The following is a 17348-nucleotide window of genomic DNA, read 5'->3' as shown; positions in this document are numbered from 1 at the left end:
CGATACGGGCGACAACGCCCGCGCCGCAGACGGCCCTGAGGCCGAGGCCACCCCGTCGGGCCCCGACGGGGCCCCGTTCGCCGCGCCCGGCGCCACAGGCCCCGGGCCCGCCGCCGGCCCGCCCGCCGCCGACCCGCCCCGTACCGGGTCGAGTCTCTGGAAGCCCCCGGGTGGGCCCGGGATCGTCACGGAGGTCATCCGCTCCATCAACGGCCCCGTCGCCGACCTCGCCTTCTCGCCGGACGGCGACTGGCTCACCTGGTCGCACCCCGGCGTCGGCCGCACCCTGCGCCAGATCAAGATGGCCCGCATCGGCGGCAGCGCCGACCGTACGATCATCGACGTCACCAACGGCCGCTTCGAGGACGAGAACCCCGTCTTCACCAGCGACGGCCGCTACCTCGCCTTCCTCTCCTGGCGCGGCTTCGACCCCGTCTACGACGTCCACACCGGCGACCTGTCCTTCCCGCTCGGCTGCCGCCCGTACCTCGTACCGCTGTCCTCCGCGACCCCGTCCCCCTTCGCCCTCTCCCCCGACGGCCGCCCCGCCGCCGGCGGCCTCGACCCGGCCATGAGCGACGCGGACGCCGACACCGGCGAGGGCACGGTCACCGTCGAGGAGGAGGGACTCGCGGCGCGCGTCACCCCGTTCCCCGTCGCCGCGTCCAAGTACTCCGCCCTGCACCCCGTCAGCGGCGGCGGCCTCGTCTGGCTGCGCTGGCCCATCTCCGGCGCGCTCGGCGAGACCTTCGCCAACCCCGCCGACACCTCCGGCCGCCCCACCCTCGAACACTTCGACCTCACCAAGGCCCGCAAGAGCGAACTCGTCGCGCACCTCGACTGGTTCGCCCCCAGCGGCGACGGCACCCGCCTGGTCGTCGTGGACGACGACGAACTCCGCGCCGTCCCCGCCACCGAGCCCGGCGACTCTGACTCGATCGTCCACCTCGACCTGCGCCGGATCCTCCACGAGGTCGACCCGGAGGCGGAGTGGCGCCAGGCGTACGAGGAGGCCGGCCGCCTGATCCGTACGTACTTCTGGGAGCCGGACATGTGCGGCATCGACTGGGACGGCGTCCTCGCCCAGTACCGCCCCCTCGTCGAACGCGTCGCCTCCCCCGACGAGTTCGCCGACCTCCTCCGCGAAGTCGTCGGCGAGCTGGGCACGTCCCACGCGTACGTCACCCCCGCCCGCCGCAACGAGGGCCCCCGCCACTACCAGCGCGCCATGGGCCTGCTCGGCGCCAACCTCGTCCGCCGCGACGGGAATTGGATGGTCAAGCGCATCCTCCCCGGCGACTCCTCCGACTCCAAGGCCCGCTCCCCGCTGGCCGGCACGGGCATCCGCGAGGGCGCGATCCTCACCCACGTCGACGGACGTCCCGTCGACCCCGTGGCCGGCCCCGGCCCGCTGCTCTCCGCCGCCGGCGGCACCACCGTCGAGCTGACCTTCCGCCCCGCCGCCGCCGACGGCCCCTCCCGCCGCGTCGCCATCGTCCCCCTCATCGACGAACGCCCTCTCCGCTACCAGGACTGGGTCGCCAAACGCCGCGAGGTCGTACGGGAGATCAGCGGCGGCCGGTGCGGCTATCTGCACATCCCCGACATGGGCGGCTCCGGCTGGGCGCAGTTCAACCGCGACCTGCGGCTGGAAGTCTCCCGCCCGGCCCTGATCGTGGACGTACGGGGCAACGCGGGCGGCCACATCAGCGAACTGGTCGTGGAGAAGCTCACCCGCCGCATCCTCGGCTGGGACCTGACCCGCGACGCCCAGCCCGTCTCGTACGCCTCGAACGCCCCGCGCGGCCCGGTCGTCGCCATCGCCGACGAGGCCACCGCCTCCGACGGCGACATGATCACGGCCGCCTTCCGGCTGCTGAACCTCGGCCCGGTGGTCGGCCAGCGCACCTGGGGCGGGGTGGTCGGCATCACCGGCCGCCACCGGCTGGGCGACGGCACGGTCATCACCGTCCCGATGAACGCCGCCTGGTTCGACGCGTACGGCTGGTCCGTCGAGAACCACGGCGTGGACCCGGACATCGAGGCCCTGCGCACCCCGCTCGACTGGGCGGAGGGCCGGCACGCCCAGCTGGACGACGCCGTGTGGGTGGCGCTGGACCTGCTGGCCGCGCATCCGGCCGCGACCCCGCCGGGGTACGGCGCGGTCCCGGACCTCCGCCGCCCCGAGCTCCCCCCGCGCGGGACGGCCTGACCCCGGGCCCCACCGGCCGGCCGCCGCACGGGAAGGAGGCGCACCCCGCGATCGGGGTGCGCCTCCCGTACGTACGGTACGTACCGGGCCGAAGGATCAGGCGTCGCGCGCCCCGCCCCGCATCCCGTCCCGGTCGGCACGATCCCGGTCGGCACGGTCGCGGCTCATGTCGCGGTCCATGTCCCGGTCGCGGTCACCACCCATGTCGCGGCCCATGTCGCGGTCGCCGCCACGACCCGCCTCGCGACCCATGTCCCGGTCCATGTCGCGGTCCATGTCCCGGTCCTTACGGCCGTCCGAGCCACGGCCCTTGCCCTTCGCCTTCGCCTGGTCCTTCTCCTGGTCGCTCATCCGCGACCGCGCCTGGTCCTGGAGCTCCTGCGCCTTGTCCCTGAACTGGTCCGAAATACCCATGAAAAGCCACTCCTGAAAGTCTGTGGGGCACTACGGGGGGGGTGGATCCCGACCAGACTGACACGGCCCGACATTCCGCGCATTTCGATCAGTTACGCAGCGTACGGGCCTCCTCGTCCGCCGCCCCGCCCGCCCCCACCAGCCCCGTACGCACCCCGTCGAGCCGGGGCCCGAAGCGCCGCATCTCGCGCCGCCCCACGGTGGCGATCAGCCCGGGCAAATACCCCCGGACGGCCTGCGTCCCCCGCAGCCACCCCTGTCCGTACACATGCGCGGACCGCCGCTCGATCCCGGCGACGAGCCGGTCCACGGCCGGGCCGAGCGGATACGTACGGCTGGCCGGCCACGGCAGCCGCCCCCGCAGTTCCCGCATCACGTCGTCCTCGTCCGCGCCCCGCACCATGTCGGTGTCCGTCCAGGACAGATACCCGACGCCGACCCGCACCCCCCGGTACCCGACCTCGGCGCGCAGGCTGTGCGCGAAGGCCTCGACCCCCGCCTTGGACGCGCAGTACGCGGTCATCATCGGCGCCGGGGTGAGCGCGGCGAGCGACGCGATCTGGAGGAAGTAGCCCCGGCTCTCCAGCAGCACCGGCAGGAACGCCCGTGCCGTCACCGCGCCCCCGATCAGGTTCACCTCCACCACTCGCCGCCACGCGTCCGGGTCGGAGTCCACGAACGGCCCCCCGGACGCCACCCCCGCGTTCGCGACGACGAGGTCCACCTTCCCGAAGCGCTCCTTGACCTCCCCGGCGACCCGGGCCATCGCGGTGTGGTCGGTGACGTCCGCGTACCAATGCCCGGCGTCACCGTGCAGCCGGCCCACCACCCGCTTCAGCTCGTCCTCCTCCAACCCCACCAGCGCGACCCGCGCGCCACGGGCCGAGAGCTTGCGGGCGAGGTGCTCCCCCACGCCGCGCGCGGCGCCGGTGACAACGGCGACCTGTCCTTCGAGACGGTTCGATCCGGTACGGCTCATGCCACGTCCTCTCATGCCACGTCCTCCGTCGTGGTGGCGTCGGCGGTACGTTCGTCAGCCGCAGGGGAGGCCTCCGCCCCCAGATACGCGGCAACCAGCCCCCGAATCGCCCCCGTCACCGCTTCCGGCGCCTCCACCGGCGTCATGTGCCCCACCCCCGGCAGGAAGGTCAGCCCGGTGCAGTCGGGCAGCGCGGCGGCCAGCGCCCGCGCGTGTACGGGCGGGGTCATCCGGTCGGCCGTCCCGACCAGGACAGCCGTGGGCACCCTCAACTCCCCTACGGACGCGTCGAGATCGAGCGTGTCGAGCACGTGCGACCACGCGACACGCGCCCGCCGGCCGCAGGCGTGCACGATCCGCGCACACCGCGCGACCCGGTCCGGCGCGGTGGCGGGCCCCATCGTCGCGTAGCGCAGGAGCCGCCGGGAGAGCGGCGTGACCGGCCCCAGCGGAGCCCGCGACCCGAGCACCACCCGGGTGAGCCGCGTCCGTACCCGCCCCGCACGCAACGGCAGCACCAGCGACTCCGCGACCAGCCCCGAACTCCCCGTACTGCACAGCAGCACAGCCGCCGCGTGCTCCCGGAGGACCGGCCGCCGGGCGGCGGCCATGATCGCCATGCCGCCCATGGAGTGCCCGGCGAGCACGGCCCGCTCGCCCGGCGCGAGCGTCGCGGCGAGCACCGCTTCCAGGTCGTCGGCGAGAGCGTCGGCGGTACAGGCGCCGGGGCCCGGGTACGCGGTCCGCCCGTGTCCCCGCTGGTCGTAGACGATCACCCGGTGATCGAGGGCGAGTTCGGCGGTCTGCGCCGACCAGAAACGGGTCGAGCAGGTCCACCCGTGAGCGAGCACGACTGCGGGCCGACCCTCGGAGCCGTACAGCTCCACATGGATCCGCGACCCGTCGGCGGAGACGGCGGTCAGCGCACGGCGGGCGGGCGCGGGCAAGGGGCTCATCGGACGGTCTCCTTCGTGGCGGCCTGCCGGGGCACCGCGCCGCTGTCGCTGTCGCTGTCGCCGTCGCCGGCGTCACCGGCGCGGATCACGTCGTACTCGGCCAGGTCGACGGCCCGGGTCTCGCGCCGGAACTCGCGTGTGGTGCCCGGCCAGATGGTGGTGTTACGGCCGTTGACGTCCAGATACCAGCTGGTGCAGCCGCCGGTGTTCCAGACGGTCCGGGTCATGCGCTCCTGCACCCGCCGGTTCCAGGCGCCGACGGCGGAAACGCGGGCGTCGAGGGCGACGGCCTCCCTACCGAGACCTTCCAACCGCTCCAACTGCCCCAGCTTCCCCAGATAATCGGCGAGATAGTTCAACTGGGCCTCGATCATCAGGATCATCGAGGAGTTCCCGAGCCCCGTGTTCGGCCCGGTGATCATCATCCAGTTGGGAAAGCCGGCCGCCGTCGTCCCCCGCAGCCCCTCCATGCCGTCCTTCCACGCCTCGGCCAGCGTGACTCCGCCCACCCCCACCACCCGCTCGGCGATCGGTACGTCCGTCACGTGGAAGCCGGTCCCGAAGACGACGACGTCCGCCTCCACCTCCGTCCCGTCGGCCGCGAACAGCGTCGACCCGCGCACCTCCGCGAGACCCGAGGCGACCACGTCCACATTGGGCCGCGCGAGCGCCGGGTAGTAGGTGCTGGAGAGCAGGATGCGCTTGCAGCCGATGCGGTACGAGGGGGTCAACGCGGCCCGCAGAGCGGGGTCCTTGACGGCCTTGGCCATGTTGGCCTTCGCCAGCGACTCCACCACCCCCAGCAGCTCCGGCCGCTTCGTGAAGGCCCGCACCTGCAACTCCCGTACCTCCCGAAGAAATTGACGCCGGGCGGCACCGGTGACCGGGAACGCGCGATGCAGGAGACGCTCGATCCGCGAGATGGCCCGGTCGGTACGGGGCATGACCCACGGCGGCGTGCGCTGAAAGACCGTCAACCGCTCCACCTCCGGCTGAATGGCCGGCACGATCTGAATGGCGGATGCCCCGGTGCCGACCACGGCAACACGCTTGCCACGCAGCGGGAGATCGTGGTCCCACCGGGCGGAGTGAAAAACCTCCCCCGGGAACGTCTCCAACCCCGGCACGTCAGGCACCCGAGGATCGGACAACGCGCCTCCGGCGGACACCACCACATCGGCGGTGAAGTCCCCCTGGGAGGTGGTGACTTCCCAACGCAGCGCCACCTCGTCCCACCGGACTTTCATCACCTCGTGCCGGAACCGCAGATGCGGCCGGATCCCGAAGGTGTCGGCGACCCGCTCCAGATAGGCGCGGCTGTACGACTGCCCGGAGAACGTGCGCGGCCAGTCGGGTTCGGGCGCGAACGAGAACGAGTAGAGGTGGGAGGGCACATCACACGCGCACCCCGGATAGGTGTTGTCGCGCCAGGTCCCGCCGACCGATCCGGCCCGCTCCAGGACCACGAAGTCGGTGATCCCCTCACGCCGTAGCCGGACGGCGGCCCCGAGGCCCCCGAACCCCGACCCGATGACCGCAACGCGTACATGCCGGCTCTCCACCACAACGCCTCCCGCGACCGCGCCGAACCGCGCCAGTAATCACTGGCACGGTTAAGCAGCGTAGGGCAGCGCGCTACCCATGGGTAGGGTCCGGACGACAGAAGTTACCGACGGTACGACATAAAGTGACGCCCATGGAGTACCGCATGGACGACCTGGCCCGCGAGGCGGGCATCACGGTGCGCACCGTGCGCTTCTACCGCGAGCGCGGCCTGCTCGGCCCACCCCGCCGCGAGGGCAGGATCGCCTGGTACGACGACCGGCACCTGGCCCGACTCCGCACGATCGCCGCCCTGTTGGAACGCGGCCACACCCTCAACGGCATCGCGGACCTGGCGGCGACGTTCGAGGCGGCCCAGGCCCCGGACGGCTTCGCCTCGGCACTCGGCCTGACCGAACCCCCCACCGAGGAGACCCCGGTCCGCCTCTCCCCCGAGGAACTGGCCGACCACTTCGAGGGCGAGGTCACCCCGGAGAACCTCGCCGCGGCCCTGGACCTCGGCTACCTGGCCGTGGACGGCAACGACCTCGTCCACATCAGCCGCCGCCTCCTGGACGCCTCCGCGGCCCTGGTCCGCGAGGGCGTCCCCCTGGCAGCGGTCCTGGCAGCGGCAGCAGAGGTCCGCGCCCACGCCACAGCCCTGGCCGACCTCTTCACCACCACACTCCAGACCCACACCCCCCACCCCGACCCCACCACCCTCCGCCCCCTGGCCCAGAGCGTGGTGGCAGCGGAACTCTCCATGGCCCTGGACCGCAGACTCCCCCCACCCCCGCAACCCCACGACTGAGCCCTCACAACCCACCCTTGCGGTACTCGTCCCACGAGGCCGCGGCGGCCGCCAGCCGCAGCGTCCACGGGTCGGGGTCACCGCCACTGATCTCGTCCCACAGCTCGCGGTTGGCGGCGGCGAAGGCGGTGACCCCCTCCACGGGAGCGCTGCGCCAGGCGGGGATCGCGTCCGCCTGGCGCTCGGCGGAGACCGGGTCATGCCCGGAAGCAATGAGCCAGACGACCCAGTAGCCGGCGTCGAGCCAGGCGGCTCCCCGGGTGGCCCACGCCCAGTCGACAAGACGCCCACGATCGCCCTGCGGGGCACGGTCGTCGACGAGCACGTTGGTGTGGTTGAGATCGGTGTGCAGGAGGTAGTTCCCGGCAAAGAAGCGGAGGTCGTCCGAGGTGGTGACGTAACGCTCCAATCGTTGCTCGGCACGGCGCAGTTCGACGCCGGGGCACGGGGTTTCGCCGAGCCGCCGCAGGAGGGCCGCGACTTCGGCCAGGTCGGCGGAGCCAGGGCCGTAATCCGCGTGACGGCCGTCCAACGCCTGGAATCCCAAGAGATCCCATCCGCCGGTCTCGACGCGCCAGCACAGGCCGGGAGCGACCGCACCGAGGAACGGAGCGACCAAGGCCTCCCGATGCTGGGTCCGGGCACGCGGGTGGTCGGTGCGGAGTCCCTTGACGTGCCAGGCCCCGGCGGCGGAGGTGACCCGTACGGCGATCTCGCTGTTGAACCCCTCACTGGTCTCCACGACCGTGAGCAGCGGCCCGGTGTGCCCTTCCACGGCGGCACGGACGGCGGTGGGCAGCCGGTCGAATCCGATGCGGGTGGTCACCATGTGACCTCACTCCTCCAGAGGGCAGTGGGGCGGGGACTTCCGTATGAAAACGCCCGGAAGCCCCCGCGGTTCCGCACGGCAGTGCGACTACCGGTAGGGGTTGTCGTCGTTGCAGCCTGGTACGGCCCCCTCGGTCAATACTTCCAGGTCGTCCAGGAGGACAACTCCTTCGGGCTCCTCCAGGACCGGCGGCCGGGTGGTGATCTCCACGGTGACAGCGGTCATCATGTTTCCTCGTTTCCGTGTCGGCAGTAGGTGTTCAGTGGTGCCTTCGCCTCCTGGTACGCCTTGGCGAGCGGTCGGCAGACCCGGCAGGTGCCGGAGAGCTGACAGCCACCGCAACCACCGGTGCGAAGCATCTGGGCATCGGCGATGCCGGGCAGCCGGAGAAGGCCGTCCAGACCTTCGGCCATGAGGTCGACGGGGTTCTCGCGACCGACCTTGCACATGGTCGCCAGGCCGTGCGGGTCGACGTGGAAGAAAGTGTGGCCCGCTGGGCAGCCCTGGAAGACACCGGTCTTGTCCAGAAAGCCGGGGGCCTGCGCGGCCAGCGGCTCGGGTGTGCCCGAGTACGTGGGGGAGATCGTCCCGTACTCCGTGCGCGCGGCCCCGTACCGGTCGGCGACGGCCCGCATGGCGTCCAGCTCGTGCGCATTATGCCTGGTGATGATCAGCGCCAGTTCCAGCGGGAGCCCCGCCTCCCGTGCGGCGGCGAGACCCCTTTCGACGAGCTTGAACGCCCCTTTCCTGCGGGTGAGGGAGTCGAAGCTGTCCGGCGTCGCGCCGTAGAGCGAAACGGTCACCTTGTGCGGCGGCAGCTCCCGCAGCATCGCGATGACTTCGGGCCGATGGAGCCGGGACCCGTTGGTCAGGATCTCGATCAGCATGCCGGATCGGTGGGCGAACGTGTACGCGTCCATGAAATCGCGGTCGATCAACGGCTCGCCTCCGGTGAACTGCAACCACAGCACCCCGGCATCCCGCAGCAGGCGCAAGAGCCGCGCTTTGCCGACCCAGGGAAGTCCCTCGAACCGCCGCTCAGCGAGGTAGCAATGTTCGCAATTGAAGTTGCACCCCTTGTTGATCTCGTACGTGGCGCGTCCGTAGCCGAGCCCGGTCTCGGGGCGCACCAGAACGGTGTCACGCATGGTCAGACCTGCCAGGTCCAGATCCCACGCCGTTCTGGCGCCCTCCAGGAGCCAAGGCGGCAACGGGGCGCGGCTTTCGGCGATCGAGGCGACCTGCTCGTACAACGCTCGGGGGATTCGCATCCCGGCCCGGGCGCCGGGACGGGCCACGAGGAACGCGCCGTTGTGCGGGCTCGCGATCAGCTGGTGCATGGGGCCTCCTCCACAGTGTCCTGGCGGACACGCCGCCGAGAACGACCGAACTTCTCGGTGAATAACGCCCGTTCGGGACAACATCCAGGAAAGCGCGGAGAATTGGGGATGACCACGGCATCGATGCGGCAGTCTTGACACACATCCGTGCACATCCGCGCCGGGCGCCGAAGGGACCGAGGCGCGGGAGGGAGTCGTCATGGGACTGGCGGAACGGCGCAGGGCCCTGGGCCACAGTCAGGAGAAATTAGCCCAGTTGCTCGGCGTGGACCGCACAACGGTCGGGCGCTGGGAAAGCGGCAGGGCCGCCCCCCAGCCGCCCCAGCGACGAGGCCTGGCCCTCGCCCTCGAATTAAGTTTCCAAGAGCTGGACTCGCTCCTCACATCGCCACGAGCCACAGGTCGGAAGACCACCGGACACCACTCCAGTGACACGACAAGCGCGGGAGACCCCGACGAGATGATCCGCCGCGAATTCCTCCGCATACTGACTGTCAGCGGGGCTCTGACTCTCCTGCCGGTCGAGGAGGCCGAGGCCCTTGCCGAGGGCGTCCGCAGAGGGACGCCTGCCGACTTCGCACGCATGAACGGGCATCTCTGGCAGGTCTACCAATTGGCCCGATCCAAAGGGTCCGTCCACCCCGTCGTCATGGATCAGCTGACAACTCTCAACGAGGCCTTGGCCGGTAACAGCTCCCGCCCCCTGCTGAGCACGGCTGCCGACCTCTTCCAGCTGGCCGGCGAGGTGGCGTTCGACGCGAACCGGTATTCCGACGCCGTCGCTTCGTACTCCCTCGCAGCGTCGGTCAGCAAGGACGCGGAAGCATACGACCTGTGGGCCTGCGCACTCGTCCGGTACGCCTACGTCGACATGTCCGAGCAACGCCACCGCCAAGCGGCACAGATTCTCGCCGCGGCCGAGAGACTGGCCGCCCGCGGTGACAACAGCCTCGCGACCCGGCAGTGGGTCGCCTCCGTCCAGGCCGAGGCTTACGCGGGCCTCGGCGATCTGGATGCCTGTGAGCGCGCCATGGACCGGGCGGAAACCGTTCGCGACCTCACGGCGGACGGTGCCAACGGCGGGTGGCTCCGGTTCGACAGCGCGCGTCTGGCGGAGGAACGGGGAGCGCGCTACGTACAACTCGGCCGTCTCACCCTGGCGGAGAACGCTTTGAAGGACGCCTTGGAACAGACGGCCTTGGCGTCCGGACAGTCGTACCGACGACGCGGAGCGGTGCTCACCGACCTGGCGGCCGTCGGGGTGAAGCGGCGGGACGCCGAACAGGTCGTGACGTACGGCAGGGAGGCCGCCGGCCTGGCCCGAGCGTCCGGTTCCGGGTATGTCGCCCGTAGACTCCGAACCCTGTGCGACGATTTCGGTCCCTTGAGCCGCGACCACCGCGTGGCCGAGCTGGAGGCGGAGATCGCCGCTCTGAGCACGCCGTGACGGGAAGGGTGGGCATGTCGCAGACCGAGGGTGCACGAGTGTTCCGGGAAGCCTGGATCGCGGGAGTCCACCTGCACTTCCCAGGGACCCCAAAGCCCGGTTACGTCACGCCGTGGGACGACACTCCCGAGTGGGAACGCGAGGCGGCGGGTTCCGTTCACGAACAGGTCCGGCACTTCGTCGAGATCAGCGGTGGTAGCACGGCGCGGCTGACACGCGAGCAGAAGAGCCGCTTCGTCGCGACGTGCTGGACCGCCCAGATGTTCAAGCACTTCGAGGACCCGAAGGCCGCCTACGTGGCCGACTGGCCCGACCTGCCGTCCTGGCAGCAGGAGACCGACGCGGACATCTTCGAGGCCATCGAGAAGTCGCTGAGCTGACCGCAGCGGAAAAAGCCGGCGGGGCCGGGCCGACCCGGCGCGGCCCGCGCCCGCCTAGGGCCTGTCGGCCGACAGGGCCTAGGGGGTGTCCGCGAAGTGGGGTCGTCCGCCTGGAGGGCGGGGCTCGCGGCGTCTGGTGCGTGCGATCGCAAGGCGGAGGACCCACCCCGTACTGGATGTACGAGGTGGGTCCGACAACGCCGCGAGCGCGCGTGCCAGGCGCCGCGAGCCAGACCCCACTTTGCGGACACGCCCTAGCGGTCGAAGACCCCCGTCACCGGGGCGTGGTCGCTCCAGCGTTCGGCGTGGGTCGCCGCGCGCTCCACGTACGCCTTCACCGTGCGCTCGGCCAGGCCGGGGGTCGCCGCGTGGAGGTCGATGCGCCAGCCCGTGTCGTTGTCGAAGGCGCGGCCGCGGTACGACCACCAGGAGTACGGGCCCTCCTGGTCCGGGTGCTGGGCCCGTACGACGTCCACGTAGCCGACCTCGTCGAAGACCCGCGTCAGCCACGCGCGTTCCTCGGGGAGGAAGCCGGAGGACTTGGTGTTGGCCTTCCAGTTCTTGAGGTCCGCCGGGGTGTGGGCGATGTTCCAGTCCCCGCAGACCAGCACCTCGCGCCCGTCCGCCGCCGCCCGCTTCCGCACCTGCTCCAGGTGGACGAGGAACTCGTCCATGAACCGGTACTTCTCGTCCTGCCGTACGGTCCCCACCTCGCCCGACGGCAGGTAGAGGCTGGCCACCGTCACCCCGGGCAGATCGACCTCCACGTACCGGCCGCTCGCGTCGAACTCCGCGCTCCCGAAGCCGATCCGGGTACGTTCCGGCTCCCGCCGCGTGTACAGCGACACCCCCGCCCGGCCCTTCGCGGCGGCCGGCGCGTGCACGGTGTGCCAGCCCGCCGGCTCCCGCACGCCGGCGGGCAGCTGCTCCGGCTCGGCCCGTACCTCCTGGAGGCACACCACATCGGCGGAGGTCCCGGCGAGCCACTCCACGAAGCCCTTCCTGGCGGCGGCGCGGAGGCCATTCACGTTCACGCTTGTCACGGTCAGCACCCCGGCACAGTACCGAACCGGCCCAGGTCACCCAGGGCCGCCGACCGGAGCAGCCGGATGTGTCCATGTCACCAAACGTTCACCGGCCAACTTCGGACACCACCGCCCCGACGCCGCGTTTTTCGGCTTAGGTCTAGATCGACAACGAACTCGGCGCCCGCACCCCGGGCCCGTACACCGTGGAGGAACCATGGCAACGACCATGCGGATCAGGCGACTTGGCGCCGCCGTCGCCACAGCCGCGCTCGTCGCGCTGGCGGGCGCGACGGACGCCCGGGCGGCCACGCCGGCCCCGGCCCCCGCAGCCACCGCCGCTGCCGCCGCCGTCGACTACGCCACCTGGCAGGCCGACGTACGCAAGGTGACGGACGAGGCCCGCCCGTACCTCGAACAGCGCATCGCCGACGGCACCGGCGAGAGGCAGGCGATCGTCCTCGACATCGACAACACCTCCCTGGAGAGCTACTTCTCCCCCTTCCCGCCCTCCCCCGCCGTCGCCCCCACCCTCGACCTGGCCCGCTACGCCGACGCCCACGGCGTGGCGGTCTTCTTCATCACCGCCCGCCCGGACTTCATCGGCTGGGTCACCAAGCCGAACCTGACGTCCGTCGGCTACCCCGTCACCGGACTGTACGAGCGCGGCATCGGCGACCTCTTCGGCGACGCGGGCACGTACAAGGCGGCGAAGAGAGCCGACATCGAGAGGCGCGGCTACACGATCATCGCCAACATAGGCAACAACACGTCCGACTTCGTGGGCGGCCACGCGGAGAAGACGTTCAAGCTCCCCGACTACGACGGCGCGCTCTCCTGACCCGTACGTCCCCCACACACGGCACAACAGGCCCCGGCCGCCGCCCCCAGCGGTCCGGGGCCTCTTCCTGTCGGCCGGCGCGAAGTCCCGGGCCGTCCGTCGTTGACCTTCGAGTTGGTCGAAGCCCGATGATGGCGCGGTGCCTCCTTCTGAGCTGATGCCGATCGGGTTCTTTGCCCAGCGCACTGGTCTGACCTCCAGCGCGCTGCGGTTCTACGCCGACTCCGGGCTCCTGCCCCCCGCCGAGATCGACCCGGTCTCGGGTTACCGCTACTACAGCGCCGACCAAGTGGCCCGGGCCACCGCGCTGCGCCGGCTCCGTGAGATCGCCATGCCGCTCGCCGGCATCGAGGCGGTGCTCGGTTCCGGTGCCGACGAGGCGTCCCGGCTCCTCGACGAGCATGTGTCGCGAGTCGTCGAAGACGCGGCGGCGGCGCACCGGAAGGCCGCCGTCATCAAGTCCGCGCTCGGCGACGCGCCAGGTCTCCCGATCACGGCGCTGAAAGGTCCCGTACTCGCGGACGCCGTCGAGCAGGTCCTCACCGCCACCGCACACGAGCCCGGGATGCCGGTTCTCGCCGGCCTGCGCGTCGAGGTGGGGCATGACGCGATCACCCTGACCGCGACCGACCGATACCGGCTCTCCACCCGCACCCTGGTCCCGGCCGAACCACCGGCACACGACTGGGCCGGCACGGTCAACGGCGACGAACTGCGCGCCGCGGTCGGTGAGATCCGCCGCAGCGCGCTGGTGCGAATCGAAGCGGTGCCGCGCGGGATCTGGCTCCGCGTGGCCGACCGGGAGGACCGGCATTGCCGGCTGCTGACCGAGGAGTTCCCCGACCACCGCCAGATGCTCGCCTCGCTGGGCGAGATCACCACCCGGACGACGGTCTCGAAGGAGTTGCTCCTGCGAGCCCTGGAAGAACACCCCGCCGAACGCCTGACGCTGGACATCGCCCCGCACGGAGTGAACGTCGTCTCAGCGGGCGACGCGCACACCCATCACTCCCTCCCGGCCACCACCACCGGACACCCACTCCGGATCTCCTTCGAACTGACCACGCTCTACCCCGCCGTGAGCACCGCGATCGGCCCGGACGTCATGCTCGACCTGCGAGGGGACGACCAGCCCGTCACCATCCGCTCCGCCGCCCGCGGCGACCTCACCACCCTGGCCATGCCCGTCCGGGCCGGCCACGCCTGAAAGGCTCCTGGATCTTCTACCCTGCTGGTGACGCGGGACGGCGGACCGGCCGTTGGACCGAGACGGACAGGAACCCGCATGGCGACCAAGTGGACCTTGACCATCGACTGCGCGCACCCGGCCGAACTGGCGGAGTTCTGGGCGCTGGCGCTCGGGTACGACGAGAAGCCGCCGCCCACGGGGTTCGCGAGCTGGGAGGAGTGGTTCGCGCACCACGACGTGCCCGAGGAGGAGTGGGACGAGGGGGCCTACTTGGCCGACCCGGACGGAGCGGGGCCCAGCATCTCGTTCCTGCGGGTGCCGGAGGCGAAGGTCGTGAAGAACCGGCTCCACCTGGACGTCCAGGTCGGCGGTGGCCGCGAGACCCCCTGGGAGATCCGCCGGCCCCGCGTGACGGCGGCGGTGGAACGCCTGACGGCGGCCGGCGCGACGGTGATCCGCGAGGACGAACTCCAGGGCCGGCCCGATCACGTGGTGATGGCCGACCCCGAGGGGAACGAGTTCTGCCTGGTCTGAGCCGGGGAGGATGGCTGAGGACCATTCCCGCGCGCCCCGGACAACGCGAAGGCCCGGCCCGGCGTCAGTACGCCGGGCCGGGCCTTCGGGGCAATCAGTTGTTGCCGACGCCGTTCCCGGACAGGATCGGGATGTCGCTCAGGATGTGCGACAGCGGCTCGTCGCCCTTCGCCTGGGTCGAGTTCTCGGTGCACTGCTGGTTCTGCGGCGAGGACAGGACATTGATGTCCTGGACCGCGATCGGGACGAGGCCCACGAGCGAACCGGCGTTGACCTTGGCGGGCAGGCCGATGCAGGGCTTGTTCAGCGAACCCTGGACGAGGCTGAGCTGCGGGCTCATGTCCCCGTGCGTCGCCGAGTTGCCGAAGGCCTGCTCGGCACCGTTACCACTGAAGGACGTCGTGCCCGTGTCGTTCCCGACGGCCAGGGCCGGCGACGCGACGGCGGCCGAGGCCCCGACGAGCGATGCCGCTACAGCAGCGGTTGCCCACAGCTTGTTCATTTAAATGCCTTTCCGGAAAGTCGGACTCCACCGGTGGAGTCCGATTACTCAACTCGCCCCGGGGCGGATAGTTTCGGGTATTCCCCCGAACGGCCCAACGACTTTTCTGTTTAGCCGCAGCCCAGAGCAATACGAAAGGGCCGGACCGCCCGCGAGGTTCAGCGGTGGTCCGGCCCTCGGCCGATCGCTCGGCCGACGTGTCAGCTGTTGCCCGCGCCGTTCCCGGACAGGATCGGGATGTCGTTGAGCAGGTGCGACAGCGGCTCGTCGCCCTTGGCCTGCGTCGAGTTCTCGACACACTGCTGGTTCTGCGGCGAGGACAGGATGTTGACGTCCTGGACCGCGATCGGGACGACGCCGACGAGGGAGCCGAGGTTCAGCTTCGCGGGCAGACCGATGCAGGGCTTGTTGAGCGAGCCCTGGATGAGCGCCATCTGCGGGCTCATGTTCCCGTACGTCGCGGAGTTGCCGTACTGCTGGCTGGCGAAGTTGCCACTGGCGGACGTGGTGCCGTGGTCGTTGCCGACGGCCAGCGCCTGCGGGGCGGCCGTGGCGGAGATGCCCACGACGGAGGCGGCGACAGCGGCGCCGGCCAGAACCTTCTTGATCACGATGAGTCCCCTTCTGACGGATGCCCCAAAGTCTCCGGGGCGTACTGAGCAACTTCGCATCGTCGGTTTAGTTCTTTCACTTCACTCCAACGGCCTATTACCGGCGTTCAACAAGCCGATCGAGTGAAGCACCGCAACCAAACACCTGGGAGGCGGTTGTGCAGGTCGCTCGACACGCTCGACCTGCTTGACCCGTTCGGCCCGCTCGACCCGTTCGGCCCGCTCGACCCGTTCGGCCCGCTCCACCTGAATTTCTTTGAGAAAAGGACACTCTCGTGATCAAGAAGATTATGGCCGGCGCCGCCGTCGCCGCCTCCGTAGTCGGCGTTTCCGCCGCGGCGGCGCCCACGGCGCTCGCGGTCGGCAACGACCACGGCACGACCTCCGCGAGCGGCAACGGTGCCGCCTCGGCGTTCGGGAACAACTCGACCAAGGGCAACATGAGCCCGCAGGGTGAGCTGGTCCAGAGCTCGCTGAACAAGCTCTGTGTCGGCCTGCCGGTCAAGGTCAACGCCGGTGCGCTCGTCGGCGTTCTCGTGCCGGTCGCCGTCCAGGACGTCAACGTCCTGGCCTCGCCGCAGAACCAGCAGTGCGCCGACAACTCCACCCAGGCGAAGGGCGACGAGCCGCTGTCGCACATCGTGAACGACATCCCGGTCCTCTCGGGCAACGGCGTCGGCAACAACTGATCCGCCGTACGCGCCATCGCCGGGACCCTGGTCCCGGCCGACGGGCCGGCCGGGGCACCGACGCCCCGGCCGGCCCGTTTCGCCATCCGCGGCCGTACGCGATTCCGGTGCGGAAACGAAACCTCCGGACGCGGCAGTCGGGTGAACCCGAGAAAGCCGAAAACGGGCCAGTTTCCTCGAATCGGCCGGGCTCGTTGGAGTTCCAGCAGCGGACGTATGAGCCGGCTTTACGAGGCTCGCGTGCCACGACAGTCGTGCGGACGTTTTCTCCGCTGCGGAAAGGGCTCAAGATGAAGTGCAAGAAGGCCGCAACCATCGTCGCCGGGCTGTTCCTGGCCGTCGGTGCCGCCGCCCCCGCCGTCGCCGACGCGGGCGCCGAGGGCGTCGCTGTCGGTTCCCCCGGTGTCCTGTCCGGCAACGTCGTTCAGGTGCCCGTCCACATCCCCGTGAACCTGTGCGGCAACAGCATCGACATCGTCGCCCTGCTGAACCCGGCCTTCGGCAACGTCTGCGCCAACGCCTGACGTTGTACGGACGCCCCCTCGGGGGCTGCTTTTCCGGCCGGTCCCCGAGCGCGTGCGACACGTGCTCGGGGACCGGCCTCAGTTGGGACCTGTTCCACCCGCGACAACTGCTTGCCGAATCCGCCAGCAGGAGGAGAACCAGATGCGAGACCTCATCAGCAAAGGACTGCTCACCGCCGCCGCGGCGTCGAGCGTCCTGTCCATGACGGGCGGCTACGCCGTAGCGGCCGAGGCCAGCGGGGGGGCCGTGGGATCACCCGGCGTCCTCTCGGGCAACTCCATCCAGGCGCCGGTGGAGGTCCCGGTCAACATCTGCGGCAACACCCTGGACCCGGTGGGCGTGCTCAACCCGGCCTTCGGCAACACCTGCGGGAACACGTCCGGTTCCGCGCACTCCTCCGCCCACGAGACGTACCGGCAGTACGCTCCCCAGGCCCCGGCACCCGCGCACGCGGCTCCCGCGCCCGGCCCGCAGGCGCACGAGAACCACCCGCAGGCGGCCCACGCCCCGTCCCACGCGGCC

General features: G+C 70.9%; 20 protein-coding genes. 10 read left to right on the top strand and 10 right to left on the bottom strand.

Translation table 11 applies throughout. The features are described from left to right. A partial coding sequence (locus GT042_RS05815) for a S41 family peptidase (RefSeq protein WP_202532404.1) occupies positions 1–2212 on the top strand: 2212 nt, incomplete at its 5' end. A 96-nt stretch (positions 2213–2308) separates the two neighbouring features. On the opposite strand, the gene GT042_RS05810 is transcribed toward GT042_RS05815, so the two are convergent. From GT042_RS05810 to GT042_RS05795, 4 genes are all read right to left on the bottom strand, one after another. Further along, on the bottom strand, positions 2309–2626 hold the full coding sequence (locus GT042_RS05810) for a hypothetical protein (RefSeq protein WP_161307618.1): 318 nt from the start codon (positions 2624–2626) through the stop codon (positions 2309–2311). Between the two features lie 88 nt (positions 2627–2714). Beyond that, a complete protein-coding gene (locus GT042_RS05805) occupies positions 2715–3605 on the bottom strand; it encodes an SDR family oxidoreductase (protein WP_161307617.1) in 891 nt (296 codons plus the stop codon). A gap of 11 nt (positions 3606–3616) precedes the next feature. Then, a complete protein-coding gene (locus GT042_RS05800; protein ID WP_161307616.1) occupies positions 3617–4561 on the bottom strand; it encodes an alpha/beta fold hydrolase in 945 nt (314 codons plus the stop codon). Next, a complete protein-coding gene (locus GT042_RS05795; protein WP_161307615.1) occupies positions 4558–6126 on the bottom strand; it encodes an NAD(P)/FAD-dependent oxidoreductase in 1569 nt (522 codons plus the stop codon). Before GT042_RS05795 ends, GT042_RS05800 begins: the two co-directional genes overlap by 4 nt. Positions 6127–6269: 143 nt before the next feature. Between GT042_RS05795 and GT042_RS05790 the strand changes: the two genes are divergently transcribed. Next, the gene (locus GT042_RS05790; protein WP_161307621.1) at positions 6270–6914 is read left to right on the top strand and encodes a MerR family transcriptional regulator; all 645 of its coding nucleotides are present in this window, start codon (positions 6270–6272) and stop codon (positions 6912–6914) included. 4 nt (positions 6915–6918) lie between these two features. Here the strand turns inward: GT042_RS05790 and GT042_RS05785 are convergent, their stop codons facing one another. From GT042_RS05785 to GT042_RS05780, 3 genes are all read right to left on the bottom strand, one after another. Further along, positions 6919–7743: an aminoglycoside phosphotransferase gene (locus GT042_RS05785; RefSeq protein ID WP_161307614.1), complete on the bottom strand. Its 825-nt coding sequence runs from the start codon at positions 7741–7743 to the stop codon at positions 6919–6921. A gap of 87 nt (positions 7744–7830) precedes the next feature. After that, positions 7831–7968 carry a hypothetical protein gene (locus GT042_RS38030; RefSeq protein WP_202532403.1) on the bottom strand — a complete coding sequence of 46 codons (138 nt, stop codon included), beginning with the start codon at positions 7966–7968 and terminating at the stop codon, positions 7831–7833. Then, positions 7968–9083 carry a radical SAM protein gene (locus tag GT042_RS05780; RefSeq protein ID WP_161307613.1) on the bottom strand — a complete coding sequence of 372 codons (1116 nt, stop codon included), beginning with the start codon at positions 9081–9083 and terminating at the stop codon, positions 7968–7970. Before GT042_RS05780 ends, GT042_RS38030 begins: the two co-directional genes overlap by 1 nt. A gap of 199 nt (positions 9084–9282) precedes the next feature. Between GT042_RS05780 and GT042_RS05775 the strand changes: the two genes are divergently transcribed. Further along, complete coding sequence (locus GT042_RS05775; RefSeq protein ID WP_161307612.1) at positions 9283–10530, top strand: helix-turn-helix transcriptional regulator; 1248 nt, start codon at positions 9283–9285, stop codon at positions 10528–10530. 14 nt (positions 10531–10544) lie between these two features. After that, positions 10545–10910 carry a hypothetical protein gene (locus GT042_RS05770; RefSeq protein ID WP_161307611.1) on the top strand — a complete coding sequence of 122 codons (366 nt, stop codon included), beginning with the start codon at positions 10545–10547 and terminating at the stop codon, positions 10908–10910. A gap of 254 nt (positions 10911–11164) precedes the next feature. Here GT042_RS05770 and GT042_RS05765 read toward each other — a convergent pair whose 3' ends face one another. Then, positions 11165–11962: an exodeoxyribonuclease III gene (locus GT042_RS05765; RefSeq protein ID WP_161307610.1), complete on the bottom strand. Its 798-nt coding sequence runs from the start codon at positions 11960–11962 to the stop codon at positions 11165–11167. Between the two features lie 190 nt (positions 11963–12152). On the opposite strand from GT042_RS05765, the gene GT042_RS05760 reads away from it, so the two are divergent. From GT042_RS05760 to GT042_RS05750, 3 genes are all read left to right on the top strand, one after another. Continuing rightward, positions 12153–12776 carry an HAD family acid phosphatase gene (locus tag GT042_RS05760; RefSeq protein WP_237530500.1) on the top strand — a complete coding sequence of 208 codons (624 nt, stop codon included), beginning with the start codon at positions 12153–12155 and terminating at the stop codon, positions 12774–12776. A 139-nt stretch (positions 12777–12915) separates the two neighbouring features. Continuing rightward, positions 12916–13983 (top strand): MerR family transcriptional regulator, encoded by a 1068-nt coding sequence (locus tag GT042_RS05755; RefSeq protein ID WP_161307609.1) that lies wholly within the window; start codon positions 12916–12918, stop codon positions 13981–13983. 78 nt (positions 13984–14061) lie between these two features. Beyond that, on the top strand, positions 14062–14499 hold the full coding sequence (locus tag GT042_RS05750) for a VOC family protein (RefSeq protein WP_161307608.1): 438 nt from the start codon (positions 14062–14064) through the stop codon (positions 14497–14499). Between the two features lie 94 nt (positions 14500–14593). Here GT042_RS05750 and GT042_RS05745 read toward each other — a convergent pair whose 3' ends face one another. Both GT042_RS05745 and GT042_RS05740 read right to left on the bottom strand, forming a co-directional pair. Then, positions 14594–15001 carry a rodlin gene (locus GT042_RS05745; RefSeq protein WP_161307607.1) on the bottom strand — a complete coding sequence of 136 codons (408 nt, stop codon included), beginning with the start codon at positions 14999–15001 and terminating at the stop codon, positions 14594–14596. A 200-nt stretch (positions 15002–15201) separates the two neighbouring features. Further along, positions 15202–15612 carry a rodlin gene (locus GT042_RS05740; protein ID WP_161307606.1) on the bottom strand — a complete coding sequence of 137 codons (411 nt, stop codon included), beginning with the start codon at positions 15610–15612 and terminating at the stop codon, positions 15202–15204. Positions 15613–15890: 278 nt separating this feature from the next. On the opposite strand from GT042_RS05740, the gene GT042_RS05735 reads away from it, so the two are divergent. The 3 genes from GT042_RS05735 to GT042_RS05725 form a co-directional block, all read left to right on the top strand. Next, on the top strand, positions 15891–16301 hold the full coding sequence (locus GT042_RS05735) for a rodlin (RefSeq protein WP_161307619.1): 411 nt from the start codon (positions 15891–15893) through the stop codon (positions 16299–16301). A gap of 290 nt (positions 16302–16591) precedes the next feature. After that, entirely contained in the window at positions 16592–16825 is a 234-nt protein-coding gene (locus tag GT042_RS05730; protein WP_161307605.1) for a chaplin, read from the top strand. A gap of 142 nt (positions 16826–16967) precedes the next feature. Continuing rightward, a partial coding sequence (locus GT042_RS05725; RefSeq protein WP_161307604.1) for a chaplin occupies positions 16968–17348 on the top strand: 381 nt, incomplete at its 3' end.

Origin of the sequence: Streptomyces sp. SID3212 (assembly GCF_009865405.1) — a bacterium.
GTDB lineage: Bacteria > Actinomycetota > Actinomycetes > Streptomycetales > Streptomycetaceae > Streptomyces.
Note: the sequence above shows the minus strand (reverse complement) of the source record. Positions and strands in the feature narration are given on the sequence as shown.